This is a genomic window from Dactylosporangium maewongense (genome assembly GCF_039531485.1).
In the GTDB taxonomy this organism is placed as follows: Bacteria; Actinomycetota; Actinomycetes; order Mycobacteriales; family Micromonosporaceae; genus Dactylosporangium; species Dactylosporangium maewongense.
In genome coordinates this window covers 12,371-34,350 of the sequence record NZ_BAAAQD010000032.1, presented here as the reverse complement: position 1 = coordinate 34,350, position 21,980 = coordinate 12,371, and the positions used below count along the sequence as shown (strand labels likewise).

General features: G+C 72.1%; 19 protein-coding genes. 4 read left to right on the top strand and 15 right to left on the bottom strand.

The features are described from left to right. The first annotated feature begins 19 nt into the window (after positions 1–19). Entirely contained in the window at positions 20–238 is a 219-nt protein-coding gene (locus tag ABD332_RS49735) for a DUF397 domain-containing protein (protein ID WP_033365485.1), read from the top strand. Between the two features lie 80 nt (positions 239–318). Here the strand turns inward: ABD332_RS49735 and ABD332_RS49730 are convergent, their stop codons facing one another. Both ABD332_RS49730 and ABD332_RS49725 read right to left on the bottom strand, forming a co-directional pair. After that, positions 319–834: a hypothetical protein gene (locus ABD332_RS49730; protein ID WP_344512318.1), complete on the bottom strand. Its 516-nt coding sequence runs from the start codon at positions 832–834 to the stop codon at positions 319–321. After that, positions 831–1,013, bottom strand: coding sequence for a hypothetical protein (locus tag ABD332_RS49725; RefSeq protein WP_344512316.1), 183 nt, complete (start codon positions 1,011–1,013; stop codon positions 831–833). Before ABD332_RS49725 ends, ABD332_RS49730 begins: the two co-directional genes overlap by 4 nt. 267 nt (positions 1,014–1,280) lie before the next feature. On the opposite strand from ABD332_RS49725, the gene trpS reads away from it, so the two are divergent. Further along, the gene (gene trpS / locus ABD332_RS49720) at positions 1,281–2,306 is read left to right on the top strand and encodes a tryptophan--tRNA ligase (protein WP_344512314.1); all 1,026 of its coding nucleotides are present in this window, start codon (positions 1,281–1,283) and stop codon (positions 2,304–2,306) included. Here the strand turns inward: trpS and ABD332_RS49715 are convergent. From ABD332_RS49715 to ABD332_RS49675, 9 genes are all read right to left on the bottom strand, one after another. Next, positions 2,239–3,387, bottom strand: coding sequence for a hypothetical protein (locus tag ABD332_RS49715; RefSeq protein WP_344512312.1), 1,149 nt, complete (start codon positions 3,385–3,387; stop codon positions 2,239–2,241). The two genes, trpS and ABD332_RS49715, sit on opposite strands and share 68 nt — an antisense overlap. 129 nt (positions 3,388–3,516) lie before the next feature. Then, on the bottom strand, positions 3,517–4,971 hold the full coding sequence (gene obgE, locus ABD332_RS49710) for a GTPase ObgE (RefSeq protein ID WP_344512311.1): 1,455 nt from the start codon (positions 4,969–4,971) through the stop codon (positions 3,517–3,519). Between the two features lie 126 nt (positions 4,972–5,097). Beyond that, entirely contained in the window at positions 5,098–5,355 is a 258-nt protein-coding gene (gene rpmA, locus ABD332_RS49705; RefSeq protein WP_033365480.1) for a 50S ribosomal protein L27, read from the bottom strand. 10 nt (positions 5,356–5,365) lie between these two features. Further along, positions 5,366–5,680 carry a 50S ribosomal protein L21 gene (gene rplU, locus ABD332_RS49700; RefSeq protein ID WP_033365478.1) on the bottom strand — a complete coding sequence of 105 codons (315 nt, stop codon included), beginning with the start codon at positions 5,678–5,680 and terminating at the stop codon, positions 5,366–5,368. A gap of 127 nt (positions 5,681–5,807) precedes the next feature. Continuing rightward, positions 5,808–8,774, bottom strand: coding sequence for an Rne/Rng family ribonuclease (locus ABD332_RS49695; RefSeq protein ID WP_344512305.1), 2,967 nt, complete (start codon positions 8,772–8,774; stop codon positions 5,808–5,810). Between the two features lie 132 nt (positions 8,775–8,906). After that, a complete protein-coding gene (locus ABD332_RS49690) occupies positions 8,907–9,710 on the bottom strand; it encodes a TIGR03936 family radical SAM-associated protein (RefSeq protein ID WP_344512303.1) in 804 nt (267 codons plus the stop codon). Continuing rightward, a complete protein-coding gene (locus ABD332_RS49685; protein WP_344512301.1) occupies positions 9,703–11,667 on the bottom strand; it encodes a TIGR03960 family B12-binding radical SAM protein in 1,965 nt (654 codons plus the stop codon). Before ABD332_RS49685 ends, ABD332_RS49690 begins: the two co-directional genes overlap by 8 nt. 46 nt (positions 11,668–11,713) lie before the next feature. Beyond that, entirely contained in the window at positions 11,714–14,059 is a 2,346-nt protein-coding gene (locus ABD332_RS49680) for a glycoside hydrolase family 65 protein (RefSeq protein ID WP_344512299.1), read from the bottom strand. After that, entirely contained in the window at positions 14,059–14,814 is a 756-nt protein-coding gene (locus ABD332_RS49675; RefSeq protein WP_344512297.1) for an HAD family hydrolase, read from the bottom strand. The genes ABD332_RS49680 and ABD332_RS49675 overlap by 1 nt, the downstream gene beginning before the upstream one ends. A gap of 85 nt (positions 14,815–14,899) precedes the next feature. Here ABD332_RS49675 and ABD332_RS49670 point away from each other — a divergent pair, with 85 nt between their 5' ends. Next, positions 14,900–15,748: a hypothetical protein gene (locus tag ABD332_RS49670; RefSeq protein WP_344512295.1), complete on the top strand. Its 849-nt coding sequence runs from the start codon at positions 14,900–14,902 to the stop codon at positions 15,746–15,748. A gap of 1 nt (position 15,749) precedes the next feature. Here ABD332_RS49670 and ABD332_RS49665 read toward each other — a convergent pair whose 3' ends face one another. From ABD332_RS49665 to ABD332_RS49655, 3 genes are all read right to left on the bottom strand, one after another. Continuing rightward, positions 15,750–16,460, bottom strand: coding sequence for a lysophospholipid acyltransferase family protein (locus tag ABD332_RS49665; RefSeq protein WP_344512294.1), 711 nt, complete (start codon positions 16,458–16,460; stop codon positions 15,750–15,752). Positions 16,461–16,733: 273 nt separating this feature from the next. Beyond that, complete coding sequence (locus tag ABD332_RS49660; protein WP_344512292.1) at positions 16,734–17,594, bottom strand: EamA family transporter; 861 nt, start codon at positions 17,592–17,594, stop codon at positions 16,734–16,736. Continuing rightward, entirely contained in the window at positions 17,591–18,238 is a 648-nt protein-coding gene (locus ABD332_RS49655; RefSeq protein ID WP_344512290.1) for a B3/B4 domain-containing protein, read from the bottom strand. The genes ABD332_RS49660 and ABD332_RS49655 overlap by 4 nt, the downstream gene beginning before the upstream one ends. 41 nt (positions 18,239–18,279) lie before the next feature. On the opposite strand from ABD332_RS49655, the gene ABD332_RS49650 reads away from it, so the two are divergent. Next, complete coding sequence (locus ABD332_RS49650; protein ID WP_344512288.1) at positions 18,280–18,891, top strand: helix-turn-helix domain-containing protein; 612 nt, start codon at positions 18,280–18,282, stop codon at positions 18,889–18,891. On the opposite strand, the gene ileS is transcribed toward ABD332_RS49650, so the two are convergent. Beyond that, positions 18,872–21,979 (bottom strand): isoleucine--tRNA ligase, encoded by a 3,108-nt coding sequence (gene ileS, locus ABD332_RS49645; RefSeq protein WP_344512286.1) that lies wholly within the window; start codon positions 21,977–21,979, stop codon positions 18,872–18,874. The genes ABD332_RS49650 and ileS overlap by 20 nt on opposite strands. Position 21,980: the final 1 nt, after the last annotated feature.

The following is a 21,980-nucleotide window of genomic DNA, read 5'->3' as shown; positions in this document are numbered from 1 at the left end:
ACGTGTAGCCTCAAGTTCCATGACGTTGTCGCACCCGAAGGGTGCCTTTGACAGCTCCCGCGCCGTGTGGCGCTCGGCCCCGGGCGAGAGCCACGGCAGCCGCGTGGAGGTCGCGTTCGTGGACGACCTGATCGGCCTGCGCAACGGCGCCGACCCGCACAGCCCGGTGCTCGTCTTCACCCAGGACGAGTGGGACGCCTTCGTGGCCGGCGCCAAAGACGGCGAGTTCGACGTCTGAAAAGCCGCACAGCGGCGACAGACGCAAAGCCGTAACGCCGCAGCCGCCGCAACAGCGACGGCCGCGGCGACGACCGACCGTCACGGATACAGCAGCGACCGGATCGGCGGCATCCGCTCCAGCTGCGGTGCCAGCGCCCGCAGCCGGAGCGCCAGCGTGACCGCCTCCAGCGTCACGTCGGCGTTCCCGGCGGACGGCACCGGCGCGCGGTGCAGGTCGAGCCAGGCGGACACGTCCGGCCAGTGGTAGACCGGCCGCCGCGGGTGCTCCCGGACCGGCGCCGGAAACCCGGCGTGCGTCCACCCCCGCACGACCTCGACCGGCCGCCGCACCCGGGCCGCGATCACCTCCAGGGTCACCAGCGGGTCGTCGGCGACCGCCCGCACGATGCCGACCCCCGCCGCGTCCAGGTCGCGGACCCCGGACACGACCGCGTCGACCAGCGTCGGCGCGACCCGGTCGAACGCCACCCAGGCGACCCCCTCGCCGGGCACCACCTCCACGCTCAGGTCGTCCGCCCTGTCGAACAACAGGTCGGCCCGCTCGTCGTCCAGCGGCCCGCTGGCGGTCAGGCGAAACTGGCGCAGCATGGTCACCGCCCGCACCGCGCGTGCCGCTGCACGAACGCGTCGATGCGCCGCGCCACCAGCTGCGCCGCCATCCCCGGCGGCACCTCACCGGGCACCCCCAGCCACCCCCGGCAGCCGGGACAGCTGAGCCGCAGCCAGTGCCGCTCCCCCGCCACGTCGATGTCCGCCCCTGTCATCTCGTGCATGTCGCGCCTCCCCGATCGAACCTCCGCTCCAGCCAACACCTGGATCCGCCGCTTGGGAGGGGCCAGAGAGGGGGCCACTGTGACCACGGCAAGTGCCATCGCGGGCTGCTATCGTGGTGACGTGCTGCACCGTGATTCGAGCTGGCGCGCCCGCTAGGGGCGGCCGCTGTTTCCTGCACACATCCCCATCGAGGCCGTCCGTTTCCGGGCGGCCTTTTGCGTGTCCCGGTGGCGGCGGGCCTCCAGACCCAGACCGAGGAGCCCCCCATGTCCCGCCGCATCTCAGGCTTCAAGCCCACCGGCCCGCTGCAGCTCGGCAACTACGTCGGCGCCATCAGACCCGTCGTCCGGGGCCAGCACGAGCAGGACACGGTGGCGTTCATCGCCGACCTGCACGCCCTGACCGTCCAGCACGACCCCGTCCTGCTGCAGAGCCGGTCCCGCGAGGTGGCCGGCCTGATGCTCGCCGCGGGCGTCGATCCCGATCGGACGCTGCTCTACCGCCAGTCCGACGTCGCCGCCCACCTGGAGCTGCACTACCTGCTCGAATGCGTCGCCAGCTACGGTGAGGCGCACCGGATGATCCAGTTCAAGGAGAAGGGCGGTGGTGGCGGCTCACGGCTGTCGCTGCTGACGTACCCGGTCCTGATGGCCGCCGACATCCTGGTGCACGACATCGACGAGGTACCGGTGGGCCGCGACCAGCGCCAGCACGTCGAGCTGACCCGCGACCTGGCGGAGCGGTTCAACGAGCGGTACGGCCGCACGTTCACCGTGCCGCGGGCGGTCCACCCGGCATTCGCCGCCCGGATCGCGGACCTCGCCGACCCGGCCCGCAAGATGGGCAAGACCAACGCCTCCACGGCGGGCGTGCTGTTCCTGCTCGACCCGCCGGACGTGCTGCGCCGCAAGGTGATGCGGGCGGTCACCGACGCCGGCACGGAGGTGGTGTACGACCCGGAGGGCAGTCCCGGCGTCGCCAACCTCCTCGACATCCTGGGCGCGCTGACCGACCGCGCGCCGGAGACCATCGACTTCCGGGGCAGCGGGTACGGCCGGCTCAAGACCCAGGTCGCCGACGCGGTGATCGCCACCCTGGAGCCGCTCCAGCGCCGCTACCAGGAGCTGACCGACGAGGAGATCGAGGCCGTCCTCGCCAAGGGCGCCGAGCAGGCCGCCCAGACCGCCGACGCGACCGTGCGCCGCGCCAAGGCGGCGATCGGCCTCACAGGTGGACGGCGCGCTCCCGCAGGTAGCCCAGCGACGCCGGTGACGGCCGGTCGACCGCGGTGAAGCGCGCCGGCCGGAAGTCGATCTCCTCGATCAGCAGGTCGGCCTCGATCATCAGCGCCCACGGCACGTAGAACACCCGCTCCCCCGGCAGCGCCACCCCGACGAAGTCGACGACCGGCAGCAGCGTCGGCGTGCCGACCGCCCAGACGGCGGTGGTGAACGTGGAGCCGTCGGGCCGGGCGGTCAGGGTGCAGTCGGACAGGCGCGGGTCGGCGAGGGTCCGCCGCTGGTGCTCGGCCACGTCGGTGGCCAGGCGGCGGCGGGCCTTCGCCGCGGCGTGGAACGCCGGGTGGCCCGGCGACGGGTCGAAGGGCACGACCCGTCCGTCGTCGTCGGTGGTGTACGCCATGGGCGACAGCGGCACCGGCGTGCGCGCGTACTCGTCGGCGGCCAGGTCGAACAGCTGCTCCACCAGGCGCGGCTCGTCGGCGCAGACCAGCAGCATCAGCGTGCTCGGCAGGAACGCGACGGCCCGCCCGCCGACCTGCTCGTCCAGGTCGGCCAGCCAGCCCTCCAGGAGCACCCAGGAGACCAGGTGGTCGCCGGAGTGGTCGGGCACGTGCAGCACCGACGGGCCGAAGAGCGCGGCGCTGGCCGGCAGTTCGGCGCGGGCGAGGGTGTGCTCGTGCGCGGCCGCGAAGATCTGCTCGGCGCTGACCCCCCAGCGGGCCGGGCTGTCCAGGTCGACCGGGATGTCCTCGACGAGCACGACCTCGTCGAGGTGCGGCAGCGCGGGCCGGCGCAGCGTGCGGGTGCCACGGGCGGCGTGCCGCAGGGCGAGGCGCAGCCGCGGCAGCGCCTCTTCGAACGTCGAAGGCTGGGCCGGCGGCGCGAGGCTGCTGGCCACGAAGTCCCGCACGAAGCGCTTCCGGTCGCCGGGTCTGCGTTGGTACTGGCTGAATGCCTTGGCCAGGAAGAGCCAGCTATACGCGTCCTGACCGCACTCGCACACGATCGCGAACTGGGTCGGGCGGAACTCGGCGTCCCGGACACCGAGCCTGCGCAACTCTGCCAGCACCTGGTCGGCGAAGCGCTCACGTGGCGATCGCGCAGGTCGGGTCAGCCGCTCGAGGATGCCCACCGACCGAACATTAGCCTCACGCGAGCCCCCGCGCGATGGCCTCGGCGGCCATTGCCGGTTTTTCGTAGCAGAGGCTGAGCGGACAGTAGACGGACGTAACCCGCAGATTCGTACAAACGGGTCGGCGGGTCAGAAGTCGTCCTGGTCGTCCTCGTCCGAGGGGGCGAGCTCCAGCGTCTCGTACGGCTGGCGGCGGGCACCCCGCATCGCCTTGCGCTCCGCGGCGCGGACCCGCTTGTTGGGCTCCTCCAGGCGGTAGTCGGTGCCCCGGTTGCCCGGCACGAAGTCGTCGGCGGTGTACGTGTTGGGCTGCCAGTCGAACTCGCGGGCGCCGATGCGGACCGGCGACCCGGGCTCCGCGCCGGCCTTCTTGAGCGCGTCCTCGACGCCGAGGCGGGCGAGCCGGTCGGCGAGGTAGCCGACGGCCTCGTCGTTGTCGAAGTTGGTCTGCCGGACCCAGCGCTCGGGCGCGCCGCCCCGGACCACGAAGACGCCCTCGTCGTCCTGGACGATGGTGAAGCCGCTGTCGTCGACGGCGGCGGGACGGATGACGATGCGGGTGCGCTCCGGCGGCGGGGCCAGCTTGCGCTGCTGCCCGACCAGCTCCGACATCGCGAAGATGAGCTCCTTGAGCCCCTCGTGGGTGACGGCGCTCACCGCATACACGGCGTAGCCGCGCTCCTCCAGGTCGGCGCGCATGATGTCGGCGAGGTCGCGCCCGTCCGGCACGTCGATCTTGTTCAGCGCGACGATCCGCGGCCGGTCCTCCAGGCCGCCATACGCCGCCAGCTCAGCCTCGATCGCGTCGATGTCGGACACCGGGTCGCGCTCGGTCTCCAGGGCGGCGGTGTCGACCACGTGGACCAGCACCGCGGTGCGCTCGATGTGCCGCAGGAACTGCATGCCGAGGCCCTTGCCGGTGGCGGCGCCGGGGATCAGGCCGGGCACGTCGGCGACGGTGAACGTGTTGTCGCCGGCCTGCACGACGCCCAGGTTGGGCACCAGGGTGGTGAACGGGTAGTCGGCGATCTTGGGCCGGGCCGCGGAGATGACCGAGATCAGCGACGACTTTCCGGCCGACGGGAAGCCGACCAGGCCGATGTCGGCGACGCTCTTGAGCTCCAGGACGACGTCGATCTCTTCGCCGGGCTCGCCGAGCTCCGCGAAGCCGGGCGCCTTGCGGCGGGTGTTGGCGAGGGCCGCGTTGCCGCGGCCGCCCCGCCCGCCGCGGGCCAGCTCGAACTCGGTGCCCTCGCCGATCAGGTCGGCGATGACCTCGCCGTCCATGCTGTGCACGACGGTGCCGTCGGGCACCCGCAGCACGAGCGTCTGCCCGTTGGCGCCGTCGCGATCGTTGCCCGCGCCGCCGGCGCCGTTGCCACCCTTCTGGTGCGGGTGGAAGTGGAAGTCGAGCAGCGTGTGCACGGCCGGGTCGACGACGAGCTTGACGCTGCCGCCGTGGCCACCGTCACCGCCGTCGGGGCCGCCGAACGGCTTGAACTTCTCGCGGTGGATGGACACGCAGCCGTGGCCACCGTCGCCCGCCCTCACGTGCAGCACGACGCGGTCAACGAACGTGGTCACGACCCGATCCCCTCAACCTCACAGATCGCCGGCGGCACGGCACTGCCGCACCCCGAGGACCTCACGAACACAAGAACGGCGGGCCGGGAGCGAATATGCCCCCGGCCCGCCGTCCGGAAAGAAACTTCAGCCTGCGGCTGGGGTGATGCTGACCGTCTTGCGGCCCCGCTTGGTGCCGAAGAGCACGTGGCCCGCGGCGAGCGCGAACAGCGTGTCGTCGCCACCGCGGCCCACCAGGTCACCCGGGTGGAACTTGGTGCCGCGCTGCCGGATGATGATCTCGCCGGCGTTGACCAGCTGACCGCCGAAACGCTTCACGCCGAGCCGCTGGGCAGCGGAGTCGCGCCCGTTCCGCGAGCTGGACGCACCTTTTTTATGTGCCATCGCGCTGCCCCTACTTCCCGGTGGAGATGCCGGTGACCTTCACCTGGGTCAGCGGCTGGCGGTGACCCTGGCGCTTGTGGTAGCCGGTCTTGTTCTTGAACTTGTGGATCCGGATCTTCGGACCCTTGGTGTGCGCGACGACCTCAGCGGTCACCGCAGCGCTGGCAAGCTTCGCCGCGTCGGTGATGAGATCTTCGCCGTCGACAAGCAGCACCGCCGCGAGCGACAGGGAGTCGCCAGGCTGGCCCGCGAGCTTCTCGACCTCGATCACATCGCCCTCGGCGACCTTGTACTGCTTGCCGCCGGTCTTGACGATCGCGTACATCGGACGCGGACTCCTGTCGTAGCTACTGGCGGTTGGTCATCCGCGTGACCCATACAAAGCACGCAAAGACCCGACGCACGAAAGTGCGCCTTAAGAAGAGTACGCCATCGGTGGCGTACCCCCCAAATCAGGGGCGGGTCCGCCTGCGCAGACCACCCCGGCGGGTCCGGCGGCGGGCACCGTTGCCGGCCGACTCGTCCTCGTCGTCGTCGATGTTGTCCGGGTCGTCCTCGGAGGCGATCGGCGTGAACTCCGCCTCCTCCTCGACGTCCTCCACCGTGTGCGGCACGTCCACCGAGTCGGTCTCTTCCTCGACGGACTCGGCGACCTCGGCCACCTCCGCGACCGCGGCGCCGCCCCGGCGGCCACGCCGGCGACCGGTGCGGGCCGGCTGGACGTCGGCCTCTTCCACGCCGCTGGTGACGGTCGCCGCGGCCACCTTCGTCGCACCGTGACCGTTGCTGCCGGCGCTGCCGCCGCCACCGCGCTTCTCGGGGATCGGCTCGGTGTGGATGATCAGGCCGCGGCCCTTGCACACCTCGCAGGTCTCGCTGAACGCCTCGAGCAGGCCCTGACCGACCCGCTTGCGGGTCATCTGCACCAGGCCGAGCGAGGTGATCTCGGTGACCTGGTGCTTGGTCCGGTCCCGGCCCAGGCACTCGGTCAGCCGGCGCAGCACCAGGTCGCGGTTGGACTCCAGGACCATGTCGATGAAGTCGATGACGATGATGCCGCCGAGGTCCCGCAGCCGCAGCTGGTGGACGATCTCCTCGGCCGCCTCGAGGTTGTTGCGGGTGACCGTCTCCTCGAGGTTGCCGCCGGCGCCCGTGTACTTGCCGGTGTTGACGTCGATGACGGTCATCGCCTCGGTGCGGTCGATGACGAGGCTGCCGCCGGAGGGCAGGAACACCCGCCGGTCGAGGGCCTTGATCAGCTGCTCGTCGATGCGGAGGTCCGCGAAGACGTCGTTGACGCCGGTGTACCGCTTGACCCGGTCGACCAGGTCCGGCGACACGTGCGACAGGTACGGCTCGACCGACTCGTAGGCGTCGTTGCCCTGGATGACCAGCTCGCCGAAGTCCTCGTTGAACAGGTCGCGGACGACCCGCACGACCAGCTCGGGCTCCTCGTAGAGCAGGGCCGGCGCGCTGCTGCTGCCGGACTTCTCCTGGATGGCCTCCCACTGCGCCTGCAGCCGCTTCACGTCGCGGGCCAGGTCGTCCTCGCTGGCGCCCTCGGCCGCGGTGCGCACGATGACCCCGGCGCCGTCGGGCACCAGGTTCTTCAGCACGTCGCGGAGGCGCTTGCGCTCGATGTCCGACAGCTTGCGGCTGATGCCGGACGCGTTGCCGTGCGGCACGTAGACGAGGTGCCGGCCGGACAGCGCGATGTGGCTGGTCAGCCGGGCGCCCTTGGTGCCGATCGGGTCCTTGGTCACCTGGACCAGCACCGAGTCACCCGACTTGAGGGCCTGCTCGATCGAGCGGGTGCGGCCCTCAAGGCCGGTCGCGTCCCAGTTGACCTCGCCGGCGTACAGCACCGCGTTGCGGCCCCGGCCGATGTCGACGAACGCCGCCTCCATGCTGGGCAGCACGTTCTGCACGCGGCCGAGGTAGACGTTGCCCACCATCGAGCTGGACGAGGCCCGGGTGACGTAGTGCTCGACGAGCACCTTGTCCTCCAGGACCGCGATCTGCGTGCGGTCGTTCTTCTGCCGGATGACCATCGTGCGGTCGACCGCCTCGCGGCGGGCCAGGAACTCCGACTCCGACAGGATCGGCGGGCGGGTCCGGCGCTGCTCGCGGCCGTCGCGGCGACGCTGGCGCTTCGCCTCCAGGCGGGTCGAGCCGGAGATCCCCTGCACCTCGTCGCGCTCGCGCTCGCGGGCGGCCGGGCGGGGCTCGCGGATCTTCACGACCACGTGCGGGTCGTCGGCGGGCTCGGTGTCGGCGGAGCCCTTGCGCCGGCGGCGGCGCCGGCGGCGGGTCATGCCCTCGCCGTCCTCGTCGCCCTCGTCGGACGCCTCGGCGTCCTCGTCGGCGGCCGCCTCCTCCTCGCCCTCGGCGTCGGTCTCGGCCTCGCCCTCGACCTCGTCCACGTCGTCGCCGAGCGTGCCACGGCCACGGCCACGGCCACGGCGGCCACGCCGCCGCCGGCGGCGGGTGCCGGGCTCGAACTCGTCCTCGTCCTCATCCTCGTCGACCTCGGCGTCGACCTCGTCGGTCTCCACCGGAGCCTCGACGGCGGCGGGCGCCTCCTCGGCGCCGCGGCGGCCCCGGCGCCGGCGGCTGCGGCCGACGGGCTCCTCGGGAGCCTCCTCGCCCAGGTCCTCGTAGTCGACGGCGGCGACGGCCGGCGCGGCGAACGGGTCGATGCCGGACGTGGCGCCGGACGCGGCACCGAACGCCGGGGCGGCCGGGCGGACCGGCTCCACCTCCTCGCTCGGCGGCATGAACAGCACCTGGATCGGCGCGGCCCGGCGCCCCCGGCGGGCGGGCGGCTCCTCGACCGGCGCGACGACCTCCTCGGCGGCGGTCTCCTCGACCGCCTCCTCGTCCTCGGTCTCGGCCGGAGCGGTCTCCTCCGGAGCCTCGGCGACCGGTGCCTCGGCGACCTCGGGGGTGACGGCCTCGGGCACCGGCAGCGGCTCGGGCTCCTCCACCGGCGCGGCCTTGACCGCCCGGCGGCGGGTGCGCTTGACCGGCGCGGCGACGGCCGGCTCACCAGCCTCAGGGGCCTGGTCGCCGGCGGCCGCTGGGCTGTCCGCAGCGGCGGCGGCCGGGGTGCCGGCGTCCAGCGGCAGCGCCTGCTGTCCAGACTCGCCCAAATCGTCCGATTCGGCGCTCGCTGTCGCCTTCACCGCTCTGCGGCGCGTCCGGCGGACCGGCGCGGCCTCCTCCGCCGGTGCCGCTTCCGGGGTCACCTCCGGAGTCGCCTCGGCAGCGGCCGCGTCTGGCTCAGCGGCGGGGGTGGCGGCCGCCTTGGTGGTCCGGCGCCGCGTGCGGCGGACGGGAGTGGTCTCTTCGGTGGTAGCGGCGTCTGCAACCGGCGCGTCGCCGGTTGCCTCGCCGCTTGCCGACTCGTTGTCGAACATGCGGACGTTCTCCAGTTCTGGCGCTCCCGGGCGCGTAGCAACGCAGCCACACGGGGGCACCGCATATATGTTGTGCCGGCGGAGGTATCCGCTCACACGGACGATCCGCCGAAAGTCTGCCAACCTCGCCGACTACTCCAGTGACGAAGCCCCGACGACGACCGCCGGCCGATCCGCGGCGAGCGGATCGACAAGCTCTCCCTGCGCGGTCAGCACTCCCTGAGCCAGTCGGGTCGCACGAGGCGGGACCGGAGGCTCCAGGTCGGCTACTACACGCAGACCGGACAGCACATCATCGGGTCGCACGGTCGGGGTTCCCTGCCGCACGACAAGGTCGAGTATCGCACACGGTGCCTCGGCGACCTCGGAAGGTACGTCACCGGGGGTCGAAGGGACGGAAAGTACGGCGAGCCGGACAACCGCGGCACGCGTGTCGAAGACCCGCTTGCCCTGCTTGGTGAGCCGCTCCACGAGCACCTCGGTGGCGCCCAGGAAGGCCTGGACCGCCGCCTCGGCCTCGGCCGGCGTGACGCCGGGCAGCTCGAGGTGCCAGGCCGACGCGTCGATGCGGTCGGCCAGGCTGCCGCCGCCGTTGAGCGGCGACTGGACGGCCTCGATCACGTCGAGGCCGGGCGAGAGGGCCGCGTCGAGGGCGGCCCGCAGGTCGCCCGGGTCCACGACGGCCCGCAGGCCGATCTCCAGGTATTCGGCCTCGCTGGCCACGCCGGTCGGAGCGGCGGAGGCGTAGGAGACCTTCGGGTGCGGGGTGAAGCCCTGCGAGTACGCGATCGGCACGTTGGCGCGCAGCAGCGCCCGCTCGAACGCCCGGGCGAAGTCGCGGTGCGAGGTGAAGCGCATCGGGCCCCGCTTCGAGTACCGCAGCCGGATCCGCTGCACGACGGGGTCCTGGCCGCCCTCAGGCTGTCGCTTAGCCATGACGGTGCACCGCCTCAGGCATCCGCAGTCCCGCGCCGACCGGGGTCAGCGGCAACAGCTTCTTGCCCGTGGGGCCGATCTGGATCTCGGTGTCCTGGCTCGGGCACACGCCGCAGTCGAAGCACGGCGTCCACCGGCAGTCGTCCTGCTCGAACCCGGTGAGCGAGTCCTGCCAGTCCTGCCAGAGCCAGTCCTTGTCCAGGCCGGAGTCGAGGTGGTCCCACGGCAGGACCTCGTGCTGGTCGCGCTCGCGGGTGGTGTACCAGTCCAGGTCCACACCGCGCTCGGGCAGCACCGCCGCGGCGGCGTCGACCCAGCGCTGGTAGGAGAAGTGCTCGGACCAGCCGTCGAAGCGGCCGCCGGACTCCCAGACCCGCCGGATGACCGCGCCGACCCGCCGGTCACCCCGGCTGAGCAGGCCCTCGATCAGGGAGGGCTGACCGTCGTGGTACCGGTAGCCGATCGCCTTGCCGAGGTTGCGGTCGGCGTTGATCGCGGTCTTCAGCGCCCGGAGCCGGTGGTCGATGACCTCCGGCGGCTCCATGCGCGCCCACTGGAACGGCGTGTGCGGCTTGGGGACGAACCCGCCGATCGACACCGTGCAGCGGATGTCCCGGGAGCCGGTGGCCTCCCGGCCGGCCCGGATGACGTCGTGCGCCAGCTTGGCGATCTGCAGCACGTCGTCGTCGGTCTCGGTCGGCAGCCCGCACATGAAGTACAGCTTCACCTGCCGCCAGCCGTTGCTGTACGCCGTGACGACGGTCCGGATCAGGTCCTCCTCGGTGACCATCTTGTTGATCACCTTGCGGATCCGCTCCGAGCCACCCTCGGGCGCGAAGGTCAGGCCGGTGCGCCGGCCGTTGCGGGCCAGCTCCTGGGCGAGCGTCACGTTGAACGCGTCGACCCGGGTCGAGGGCAGCGACAGGGAGACGTTGGTCCCCTCGTACTGCTGGGCGAGGCCGGAGCACATGTCGCCGATCTCGGAGTGGTCGGCGGAGGAGAGCGAGAGCAGGCCGACCTCGTGGAAGCCGGAGAACTCGAGCCCCTCCTTGACCATCTGCCCGACGGTCGTGATCGAGCGCTCGCGCACCGGGCGGGTGATCATCCCGGCCTGGCAGAAGCGGCAGCCCCGCGTGCACCCGCGGAAGATCTCGACGGCGTAGCGCTCGTGCACCGTCTCCGCGAGGGGCACCAGCGGGCGCTTGGGGTAGGGCCACGCGTCCAGGTCCATCGTGGTGCGCTTGTGCACCCGGAAGGGCACGTCGGCGCGGTTGGGCACGACCCGCTGGATGCGCCCGTCGGGCAGGTAGTCGACGTCGTAGAAGCGCGGCACGTAGACCGACTCGGTCCGCGCCAGGCGCAGCAGCAGCTCGTCGCGGCCGCCGGGCGAGCCGTCGGCCTTCCACTGCCGCACGATGGCGGTGATCTCCAGGACCGCCTCCTCGCCGTCGCCGAGCACGGCGGCGTCGATGAAGTCGGCGATCGGCTCGGGGTTGAACGCGGCGTGCCCGCCGGCGACGACCACCGGGTGCCGGTCGTCGCGCTCGCGCGAGTCGAGGGGGATGCCGGCCAGGTCCAGCATGGTGAGCATGTTGGTGTAGCCGAGCTCGGTGGCGAACGAGATGCCGAACACGTCGAACGCGGTCACCGGGCGGTGCGCCTCCACGGTGAACTGCGGCACACCTTCGGCGCGCATGAGCGCCTCCAGGTCGGGCCACACCGCATAGGTGCGCTCGGCGAGCACGTCCGGCTGCTCGTTGAGCACCTCGTAGAGGATCTGGACGCCCTGGTTGGGCAGGCCGACCTCATAGGCGTCCGGGTAGGACAGGGCCCACCGCACGGTGGCGGAGTCCCAGTCCTTGACGACCGCACCGAGCTCACCTCCCACATATTGGATCGGCTTGCTGATCCTGGGCAGGAGACGCTCGAGTTGCGGGAAGACGCTTGCGACGCTCACGAGCTACCAGGGTACCCGCAGCCTCAGAACGCCCCCGGCCGCCGCCTCAGGAGTTCCGGTGCCGCCGCCTCGGCTCCCGCCTGGCGGGCGGCTTGGGCGCCGGCGTGGCCGGCCGCGGCGGCGGGACCCGCAGCGTGACCGGTTTGTCCGCCGTGACGGTGAACTGCTCGCCGTGGTGGCGCAGTGTCATCTCCCCGGAGTCCAGCTGGTACGTCGCCTCCTCGTGGTCGACGGTGACCCGCAGGATGGCGCCGTGGCAGGTGATCGCGAACGACAGCCGGTCCAGGCGGTCCGGCAGCCGCGGCATGAACGACAGCTCCCCGCCGTGGTCCCGCATCCCGCCGAAGCCTGCGACGAGCGCCAGCCACGTCCCGGCGAGCGAGGCCATGTGCAGTCCGTCACCGGAGTTGTGCTGCAGGTTGTACAGGTCGACGAAGGCCGCCTCGCCGAGGTAGTCGTAGGCCAGCTCGGTGTGCCCGACCTCGGCGGCCATCACCGCCTGCGTGCAGGCCGACAGCGAGGAGTCGCGGACCGTGCGCTCGTCGTAGTAGGCGAAGTTGCGGGCCTTCTCCTCCGCGGTGAAGGCGTCGCCCCGCCAGTGCATGGCCAGGACCAGGTCCGCCTGCTTGACGACCTGCCGGCGGTACAGGTCGAAGTATGGGTAGTGCAGCAGCAGCGGGTAGTGGTCGTCAGGCGTGTGCTCGAAGTCCCACTCCTGGTGCCGGGTGAAGCCGGCGGACTGCTCGTGGACCCGCAGCTCGTTGCTGTAGGGCAGGTGGATCCTGGCGGCCGCGTCGCGCCACGACGCGATCTCCTCGTCGTCGACGCCGATCGCCCGCGCCTCGTCCGGGTGGCGTTCGGCGGCGCCGGCCGCGGCGACGAGGTTCTGCTGGGCCATGAGATTGGTGTAGATGTTGTCGTCGGCGATCGCGCTGTACTCGTCGGGGCCGGTCACCCCGTCGATGTGGAAGACGCCGTGCCGGTCGTGGTGGCCCAGGGAGCGCCACAGCCGGGCCGTCTCGACCAGCAGCTCCAGGCCGAAGTCGGCCTCGAAGGCGGTGTCGCCGGTCGCCTGGACGTAGCGGACCGCGGCGGCCGCGATGGCGGCGTTGACGTGGAACCCGGCGGTGCCGGCGGGCCAGTACGCGGAGCACTCCTGCCCGCGGATCGTCCGCCACGGGAAGGCCGCCCCGGACAGGCCCAGCTGCGCGGCGCGGTCGCGGGCCAGCTGCAGCGTGTCGTGCCGCCAGCGCAGCCCGTCGCGGGCCGCCCGCGGGTGCGTGTAGGTCAGCACCGGCAGCACGAAGCCCTCCGTGTCCCAGAACACGTGCCCGTCGTAGCCGCGGCCGGTCAGGCCCTTCGCCGCGATCGGCCTGGCCTCGGCCCGCGCGCCGGCCTGCATCAGGTGGAACAGGGCGAACCGCACGGCCTGCTGGATCTCCGCGTCGCCCTCGACCTCGACGTCGGCCTGCGCCCAGAAGCCGTCGAGGAACCGCCGCTGCGCCGCTACGAGGCCGTCCCAGCCGCCGAGCCGGGCGCCGGCGATCGCGCCGTGCACCTGGTCGCGGATCGCCTGCCGGGACCGCTGGCTGGACCAGCCGTACGCGAGGTACTTGACGATCCGCAGCCGCTGGCCGGGCTGCAGCTCGCACGCGAACGTGGTGCGCGCCCAGTCCTCTCTGGCCTCGGTGTGCGAGCGGACCGGCACCGGCGCGTCGACCTCGTGGTCCATCTCCGCGCCGAGCCGCAGCCAGCTCGCCTTCGTGCGGTGCAGCAGCTGGCCGTTGAGCCCGCTGGCCGTGTGCTCCTCGGGCTCGAGGGCATGACCGAGCGCCGCGGCGACCCGCGGATCCTTGCTCGTCTGCGGGATGTCCTCGTTGGCGACCAGCTCCGACTGCACGATCACCCGCGCCGGGCCGTCGACGGGCTCGACCTCGTACAGGAACGCGGCGATCGACCGCTGCTCCAGCGACACCAGGCGGGTGGTGCTGACCTTGACCCGCTGCTGGGCCGGCGACATCCAGTCGACGTCGCGCCGCAGCGTGCCGGCCCGCAGGTCGAGCACCCGCTCGTGGCTCAGGAGGTTGCCGTACCGCACGTCGAACGGCTCGTCGTCGACCAGCAGGCGGAACACCTTGCCGTTGGTGACGTTCAGGATCGACTGGCCCTCTTCCGGGAAGCCGTAGCCCGCCTCCGCGTAGGGCAGCGGGCGCTCCTCGTAGAAGGAGTTGAGGTACGTGCCGGGCAGCCCGAACGGCTCGCCCTCGTCGAGGTTGCCGCGCAGCCCGACGTGCCCGTTGGACAGCGCGAACAGCGACTCGGTCTGCCCCAGGTCGTCGAGGTCGAGCTCGGTCTCGCGGACCGCCCAAGGCTCGACCGGGAATGTCGCCATCAGCGGTCCCGCCCTTCCGGCTGGTCCTGACTTTCCAGAAGCGCGTCGAGGTCCGGCACGACGATGTCGGCGCCGGCGGCCCGCAGGTCGTCGGCGTGCCCGCCGCCGATCCGGTCGATCCCGACGACGTAGCCGAACCCGCCGGCCTTCCCCGCCGCGACCCCCGAGAGCGCGTCCTCGAACACGGCGGCATGCTCCGGCGCGACGCCGAGGTCCCGCGCCGCCGCCAGGAACGTGTCCGGGGCGGGCTTGCCGCGCAGCCCCTGCTCGCGGACCGTGACGCCGTCGACCCTGGCCTCCAGGTAGGCGTCGAGGCCGGTCGACGTGATCACCTGCAGCGTGTTGGCGCTGGAGCTGACCACCGCCCGGCGCAGCCCTTCCGCGGCGGCCGCCTTCAGGTAGCGCACGCTGCCCGGGTACGGCTCGAGCCCCTCCTTGATGAGGGTGAGCAGCAGCTCGTTCTTGCGGTTGCCGAGCCCGTAGACGGTCTGGGCGTCCGGAGGGTCGTCGGGGGTGCCTTCGGGCAGCGTGATGCCGCGGGAGGCGAGGAAGTCGCGGACGCCGGCCTCGCGCGGCTTGCCGTCGACGTGGTCGTTGTAGTCGGCGACCGGGTCGAACGGCCGCTGGCCGTCGCGTCCGGCGAGGAAGTCGTCGAACGTCCTGGTCCATGCCTTGTTGTGGATGATCGCGGTCGGGGTGAGCACCCCGTCGAGGTCGAACAGGCAGGCGGTCACGCGTTCCGGTAGACCCAGCACACCGCAACCGTATCCGCGCGAGGTGTCCGTCAAACCTGCCGCCGCTGAACGGCGGGCCGTGCATGGGGTCGCTAGCCTTCAGGGTGTGACACATCCGGATGAATCGCCGACCGACCGCCAGCCGGCCACGCCGACGTGGGTGGGCTCGGCGTCGGTGCCTCCGGGCGGGTCACGCCGGCGACGGCAGTGGGAGGACACCCTCGATCTGCCCGCCGCGCCGCGGACGGTCCCCCTGCCCGCTGATCCTTCACCGCCGCCGCCGGAGATCCGGTACGTGCCGGTGCCGCAGTACGGTCCGCCGCCGCCCGGGTACCGTCCCCCGCCCGGTTACCGCCCGCCGCCCGGCTACGGTCCGCCGCCCCCGGCCTACCGGCGGCGCAAGCGGCGCTGGCCGTGGGTGATGCTGCTGCTCTTCGCCCTGTGCGCGGGCTGCTGCGGCGGCTCGTACGCCTGGGCCCGGCCCTACTGGGTGCAGTACCCGGCCTCGGTGCAGGTGGACGCGACGGTGCCGGGGCTCACCCGTTCCAGCGACGCGAACGCCAAGAAGGCGGCCACGGACCTGCAGAAGGCCCTGACCTCCGACCACCTCGACGAGTCCGGCTTCACGGTCACGTACACCGACGCCTCGAACAAGCAGCTGCGGGTCCTCGTCGCGGGCGCCACCCGCTTCATCACCGACCCCACCCGCGACCTGGAGGCCTCGATCCGCAAGCTCCCGGCCGCGATGCAGGTCGGCACGGTGCGCGACATCGACCCCGGCCCCTTCGGCGGCGAGCAGCGCTGCGCCGCGGCCCGGTTCGACGGCCGCTCGGCGACCGTCTGCGGCTGGGCCGACCACGGCGTCATCGCCCTGGCCGTCTTCCCCGGCAAGTCCGTCGAGCAGGCCGGCACCCTGACCCACAACATCCGCGGCTCCATCGTCCGCCGCGGCTGACTCAGTCCTTCTCTACCGAACCGTTCGCGGCGGCGATCTGGTCGGGGCGCTTCGGGGCGTACCGGGTGACGTACTCCTGGCCGGTGAGCTGCTGGATCGCGTTCATGAGCTTGAGGGTCAGCTCGCGCAGGCCACGGCTGTCGATCTCGCCGCCCTGCCACTGGCTCAGGTCGAGCGGCTCGCCGACGCGGACCTCGACCGTCGGGCCGATGCGCGGCACGGAGGCGCCGATCGGCTGGATCTTCTCGGTGTTGAGCAGGCCGATCGGGATGATCGGGGCGGGCGCGTCGAGGGCGAGCTTCGCCACGCCCGGGCGGCCGCGGTACAGGCGGCCGTCGGGTGAGCGGGTGCCCTCGGGGAAGATGCCGAGGACGTGGCCGTCGCGCAGGACGGGCAGCGCGGCGTCGAGGGCCATCAGGCTGGCCCGGCCGCCGGAGCGGTCGACGGGGATCTGGTTCAGCCCGTACATGACGTTGCGCATGACGGTGCCCTTGACCCCGGAGGCGATGAAGTACTCGTCCTTGGCGAGGAAGTAGACGTTGCGCGGCATGAGCGCGCCCATCAGCACCGAGTCGATGACGGACTGGTGGTTGCTGGCGAGGATGGCCGGGCCGGTGGCCGGCACGTTGTCCAGTCCGCTGACCTTGGGCCGCCACAGCAGGCGGGACACTGGAGAGATCGCGAACTTGCCGACCGCATACAGCGCGGACAAATGCCCTCCACCAGGCTCAACAGACGATGCCGCCCACTGTAGACGGCGCGGGTCGTCAGGTCAGCCGCTGAGCTCACACCGTGGGCAACACCACCCGCGGCTCATGCCGCCACCTCCGCTCCGCTCCGGCGTCGGCCTGAGCAAAAACCTGCAATGCCGATTCGCAGCCCTCCGCTCCGCTCCAGCCCGCTCATGCCGCCACCTCCGCTCCGCTCCGGCGTCGGCCTGAGCAAAACCTGCAATGCCGATTCGCAGCCCTCCGCTCCGGCCCGCTCATGAGGCGACGAGCACCAGCGCGGTCGCGGCCAGCCCGAGCCCGGCGAGCTGCACCGGGCGTAGCCGCTCGCGGTCGACGAGCATCGCGAGCAGGACGGTGCTCACCGGGTACAGCGACGCGACCGGCGCGATGATGCTCAGGTCCCCGCGCTGGACGGCCAGGACATAGAGGGCGTTGGCGCTCATGTCGAGCATCCCGGCGGCGAGCAGCCAGCGCAGCGGCGTCCCGGACGGACGTGCCGCGCCCCGGCCGCGCAGCAGCAGCGGCGCGCCGAGCACGACGGCGGTGACCTGCGCGCCGAGGACCGGCCACATCCCGGCGGCACCGCCGGCGGCGTCGCTCGCGGCGGACAGGCAGATGAAGAACAGACCGAACGCGACGCCGGCGCCGAGTGCCATGCCGAGGAGCCGGGCGGAGATCCTGCCGGCACCGTCGCCGTCGCTGTCGCCGCCGGGCGCCAGGCTGACGAGCGCGATGGCGACGATCGCGCAGCCGGCGCCGGTCAGGGCGAGCGCACCGGGGCGCTCGCCGGAGAGCAGGCCGGCGGCGACGGGCAGCAGGGCGGTGGTGACGGCGCTGACGGGAGCGACGATCGTCATGGCGCCACCGGCCATCGCCCGGTAGAACACCATCATCCCGACCATGCCGAGCGCGCCGGCGGCGGCGCCCCAGCCGAGGGCGCCGGCGTGCGGCGCGGCGGGCATGAGCACCAGGAAGAGCAGCAGCAGTGGGATGCTGGCGGCCTTCGACAGCACGACCACGGTCTTCGAGTCGACGCGCTGGCTGGCCTTGCCGCCCGCGAAGTCGCCGACGCCCCACACCAGCCCCGACAGCGCGGCGAGCACGATCCCGATCACGCAAGCCTCCGTACGGTGATCGTGTCTGCGTCGAGCAGGTCGGCGAGCATCTCCGCGGCCGGCGTGAGGTCGGTGTCGAGGCCTTCCAGGAGGAAGACGGCCGAGGTGGTGGCGGCGGTGACGGCGGTGCGGCGGCCCTGGCGCCAGTTCCACCGCCGGCAGGTCACCCCGAGGTCGTCGCGCCAGATCACCTCGCCGGGCTCCGGCGTCTCCACGACCGGCGCGCCCTCCTTCACCGTGTCGAACGGCTCGTCGCCGGCGGCGAGCACGAGCCGCTCGGTGCCGGCGAGCGCGGCGCGGTCCTCGCCGCCGATCGGCACGGCGAAGCGGATGCTGACGGCGTTGTACGCGTCGACGATCCGGTCGATCACGGGCACGTCCCCGCGGGCGGCCCGCTTGCGCAGCGCCTCCGCCGAGCACGGGGTGCGCTGCGGCTTCGCCCCGAAGGCCCGGTAGACGTCGCGCCATGCCTGCAACGGAGCGTCGAGCGGCAGGCCGGGACCACCGGCGTCCTTGATCGCCTGGTGCAGCACGGCGCCGTCGCTGGGACCGTTGCGGAGTCCGTCGGCGAGCACCGCGAGGACGGTAGCCTCATGGCCCACGGACCGGCACAGGTCGAGCACCTCATCGGCGATGGCGAACATGCCGCAGTCGTATCACGATATTGACTGTGAAGGAAAATATTTTGACCGACGATGTGGCGCAGGTCGCCCAGGCGGCGATCGCCAGGCACGTGAAGGCGCTGCGGCAGGGCCGGCGCTGGTCCCTCGACGAGCTGGCCAGCCGGTCCGGCGTCAGCAAGGGCATGCTGGTGCAGATCGAGGGCGCGAAGACCAACCCGAGCATCGGCACGCTGTGCAGGATCGCGGAGTCGTTCGGGGTGAGCATCGGCCGGCTGCTGGAGTCGGAGCCGGAGCCGGTGGTGCGGATCGTCGGCGCGGACGAGCCGCCCGTGCTGTGGCGGGGCGGCGCCGGCGGGACCGGCAGGCTGCTGCGCGGCGTGAACGACCCGGCGTTCGTCGAGGTCTGGGAGTGGCGGATGCCGCCCGGCGAGACGCACGACTCCGGCGACCACTCCTCCGGCACGCGGGAGCTGATCCACCTGCGGGAGGGCTCGCTCGTGGTGACGGTCGACGGCTCGCAGTACACCGTGCGGACCGGCGAGACGATCGACTTCCGGGCCGACCGCCCCCACACCTACCGCAACGCGGCAGACGTGGAGGCGGTCCTCACGATGGTGGTCGTGATGCCCGAGGGCGAGTTCGACCGGCGGGCGCCTAGGCCTTCGTCACCTTGACGACGACGGCCTGACCGTCGCCGACCTCTCCGGCGAAGCCCTGGGGCACCGCCCCCAGCGACACCGTGTCGGCGAGGACCTCGCCGGCCACGAACGCGCCGTGCGCGGCGAGCACCGCGTCCAGCCCGTCGCCCTGCACGAGGACCGTGACGCGGTCCGAGACGTTCAGGTCCGCGTCCCGCCGGGCCTGCTGCACGACCCTGACCAGGTCGCGGGCGAGCCCCTCGGCCGCCAGCTCCGGGGTGACCGTGCTGTCGAGCACGACCACGCCCTCGCCGCCGGGCAGCGGCGCCGACTGGGTCGGGTCCGCCGCGACGAGCTTCAGGTCGTACTCGCCGTCCTGCAGGGTCACGCCGCCGGCCACGACCTCGTCGCCGGCGTGCTGCCAGTCGCCGGCCTTGACCGCCTTGATCACCTGCTGGACGTCCTTGCCGAGGCGTGGGCCGAGCACCCGCGGCACCAGCGTCAGCACCGGCGTGCAGTGCGCGGCGACGTCGCCGGTGAAGACGACCTCCTTCACGTTGACCTCGTCGGCGACGAGCGCGGCGAAGGGTCGCAGCGCCTCCGCCCGCGGCGTGGCCACCGTCAGGGTCTGCAGCGGCAGCCGTACCCGCAGCCCGCGGGCCTTGCGCAGGGAGAGCGCCGCCGAGCAGACGTCCCGCACCGCGTCCATGTCCGCGACCAGCGCGTGGTCGGCGGGGAACTCCGCCGCCGACGGCCAGTCGGTCAGGTGCACCGACCGCTCGCCGGTCAGGCCGCGGAAGATCTCCTCCGCGGTCAGCGGCGCGAGCGGCGCGACGACCTGCGTCAGCGTCGACAGCACGGTGTAGAGCGTGTCGAACGCGTCGTGGTCGCCGGACCAGAACCGGTCGCGGGAGCGGCGCACGTACCAGTTGGTCAGCGCGTCGAGGTAGGACCGGACCGTCCCGCAGGCGCCGGACAGGTCGTAGGCGTCCAGCTGCGCGGTCACGGTCGCGACCAGCTCGCCGGTCTTGGCCAGCACGTACCGGTCGAGCAGGTGCGCGCTGTCGGCGCGCCGCCGGGCGGTGTAGCCGTCCGCGTTGGCGTACAGCGAGAAGAAGTACCAGACGTTCCACAGCGGCAGGAGCACCTGCCGGACCGCGTCGCGGATGCCGACCTCGGTGACCGGCATGTCACCGCCGCGCAGCACCGGCGACGCCACGAGGAACCACCGCATCGCGTCGGAGCCGTACTCGTCGAACACCCGGTAGACGTCGGGGTAGTTGCGCAGGCTCTTGGACATCTTGCGGCCGTCCTCGCCGAGGAGGATGCCGTGGCTGACGCAGTTGTTGAATGCCGGGCGGTCGAAGAGCGCGGTGGCCAGCACGTGCATGGTGTAGAACCAGCCGCGGGTCTGGCCGATGTACTCGACGATGAAGTCGCCCGGGTAGTGGTGCTCGAACCAGTCCCGGTTCTCGAACGGGTAGTGGACCTGCGCGAACGGCATCGAGCCCGACTCGAACCAGCAGTCGAGGACCTCCGGCACGCGGCGCATGACGGACTGCCCGGTCGGGTCGTCCGGGTTGGGCCGGGTCAGGTTGTCGATCTCGGGCCGGTGCAGGTCGCCGGGGCGCACGCCGAAGTCGCGCTCGAGCTCGTCGAGCGAGCCGTACACGTCGACGCGCGGGTACTGCGGGTCGTCGGACTTCCACACCGGGATCGGCGAGCCCCAGAACCGGTTGCGGCTGATCGACCAGTCGCGGGCGTTGGCCAGCCACTTGCCGAACGAGCCCTCCTTGATGTGCTCCGGCGTCCAGGTGATCTGCTGGTTGAGCTCCACCATCCGGTCGCGGAACGTGGACACGGCCACGAACCACGACGAGACCGCCTTGTAGACCAGCGGCGTGTCGCAGCGCCAGCAGTGCGGGTAGGAGTGCGTGTAGGAGTCGTGGCGCACGACGACGCCCGCGGCCTTCAGGTCGCGGATGACCGGCTTGTTGGCCTCGAAGACCTGCAGCCCCTGGTACGCGGGGACGACCGAGGTGAAGCGGGTGTGCTCGTCGACGGTGACGACGGTGGGGATGCCGACGGACGCGCAGGCTGCCTGGTCGTCCTCGCCGAAGGCGGGCGCCATGTGCACGACGCCGGTGCCGTCCTCGGTGGTGACGAAGTCCGCGCCGATCACCTGGAACGCGTTGGGGGTGTCGGCGAGGAAGTCGAACAGCGGCGTGTACCGGCGACCGACCAGGGTGGCACCCTTGACGGTTTCGACCTGGACCGCGCTCGCGAGTTCCTTCTCGTAGGCGGCGACGCGGGACGATGCCAGGATGAACCGCTGCCCGTCCTCCTCGAACACCGCGTAGTCGATGTCCGGGCCGACGGCCAGGGCCAGGTTGGACGGCAGCGTCCACGGGGTCGTCGTCCAGGCGAGGATCTTCTCGCCGCTCTCCAGCTGGAAGGCCACGGTCAGCGCCGGGTCCTGCCGGTCGCGGTAGACGTCGTCGTCCATGCGCAGCTCGGTGTTGGACAGCGGGGTCTCGCAGCGCCAGCAGTACGCGAGGACCCGGAACCCCTCGTAGACGAGACCCTTGTCGTGCAGGGTCTTGAAGGCCCACATGACGCTTTCCATGTAGTCAAGGTCGAGCGTCTTGTAGTCGTTGGTGAAGTCGACCCAGCGCGCCTGGCGCGTCACGTACCGCTCCCACTCGGCGGTGTAACGCAGCACGGACTCCCGGGTGGCGGCGTTGAACTTGTCGACGCCGAGCTGGAGGATCTCCGCCTTCGTGCTGATGCCGAGCTGCTTCTCCGCCTCGACCTCGGCCGGCAGGCCGTGGCAGTCCCACCCGAAGCGGCGCTCGACCCGGAAGCCGCGCATCGACTTGTACCGCGGGACGACGTCCTTCGCGTAGCCGGTCAGCAGGTGGCCGTAGTGCGGCAGGCCGTTGGCGAACGGAGGGCCGTCGTAGAACACGAACTCGTTGGCGCCGTCGACGCCCGCGTCACGCTGCTCGACGGAGGCCTCGAAGGTCTTGTCGGCGGCCCAGTAGTCCAGGACGCCCCGCTCGACCTCGGGCAGGTCGGGGCTGGCCGGCACACCCTGCGCGGCATTGTGCATCGGATAGGCCATC

Bases quoted from the DNA above. Each gene is read 5' to 3' on its own strand.
- trpS (WP_344512314.1), top strand. From the start codon at position 1,281: ATGTCCCGCCGCATCTCAGGCTTCAAGCCCACCGGCCCGCTGCAGCTC.
- ABD332_RS49695 (WP_344512305.1), bottom strand. From the start codon at position 8,774: ATGTTCGACAACGAGTCGGCAAGCGGCGAGGCAACCGGCGACGCGCCG.
- ABD332_RS49735 (WP_033365485.1), top strand. From the start codon at position 20: ATGACGTTGTCGCACCCGAAGGGTGCCTTTGACAGCTCCCGCGCCGTG.
- ABD332_RS49725 (WP_344512316.1), bottom strand. From the start codon at position 1,013: ATGCACGAGATGACAGGGGCGGACATCGACGTGGCGGGGGAGCGGCAC.
- ABD332_RS49655 (WP_344512290.1), bottom strand. From the start codon at position 18,238: ATGTTCGCCATCGCCGATGAGGTGCTCGACCTGTGCCGGTCCGTGGGC.
- rplU (WP_033365478.1), bottom strand. From the start codon at position 5,680: ATGTACGCGATCGTCAAGACCGGCGGCAAGCAGTACAAGGTCGCCGAG.
- ileS (WP_344512286.1), bottom strand. From the start codon at position 21,979: ATGGCCTATCCGATGCACAATGCCGCGCAGGGTGTGCCGGCCAGCCCC.
- rpmA (WP_033365480.1), bottom strand. From the start codon at position 5,355: ATGGCACATAAAAAAGGTGCGTCCAGCTCGCGGAACGGGCGCGACTCC.
- ABD332_RS49680 (WP_344512299.1), bottom strand. From the start codon at position 14,059: ATGGCGACATTCCCGGTCGAGCCTTGGGCGGTCCGCGAGACCGAGCTC.
- ABD332_RS49690 (WP_344512303.1), bottom strand. From the start codon at position 9,710: ATGGCTAAGCGACAGCCTGAGGGCGGCCAGGACCCCGTCGTGCAGCGG.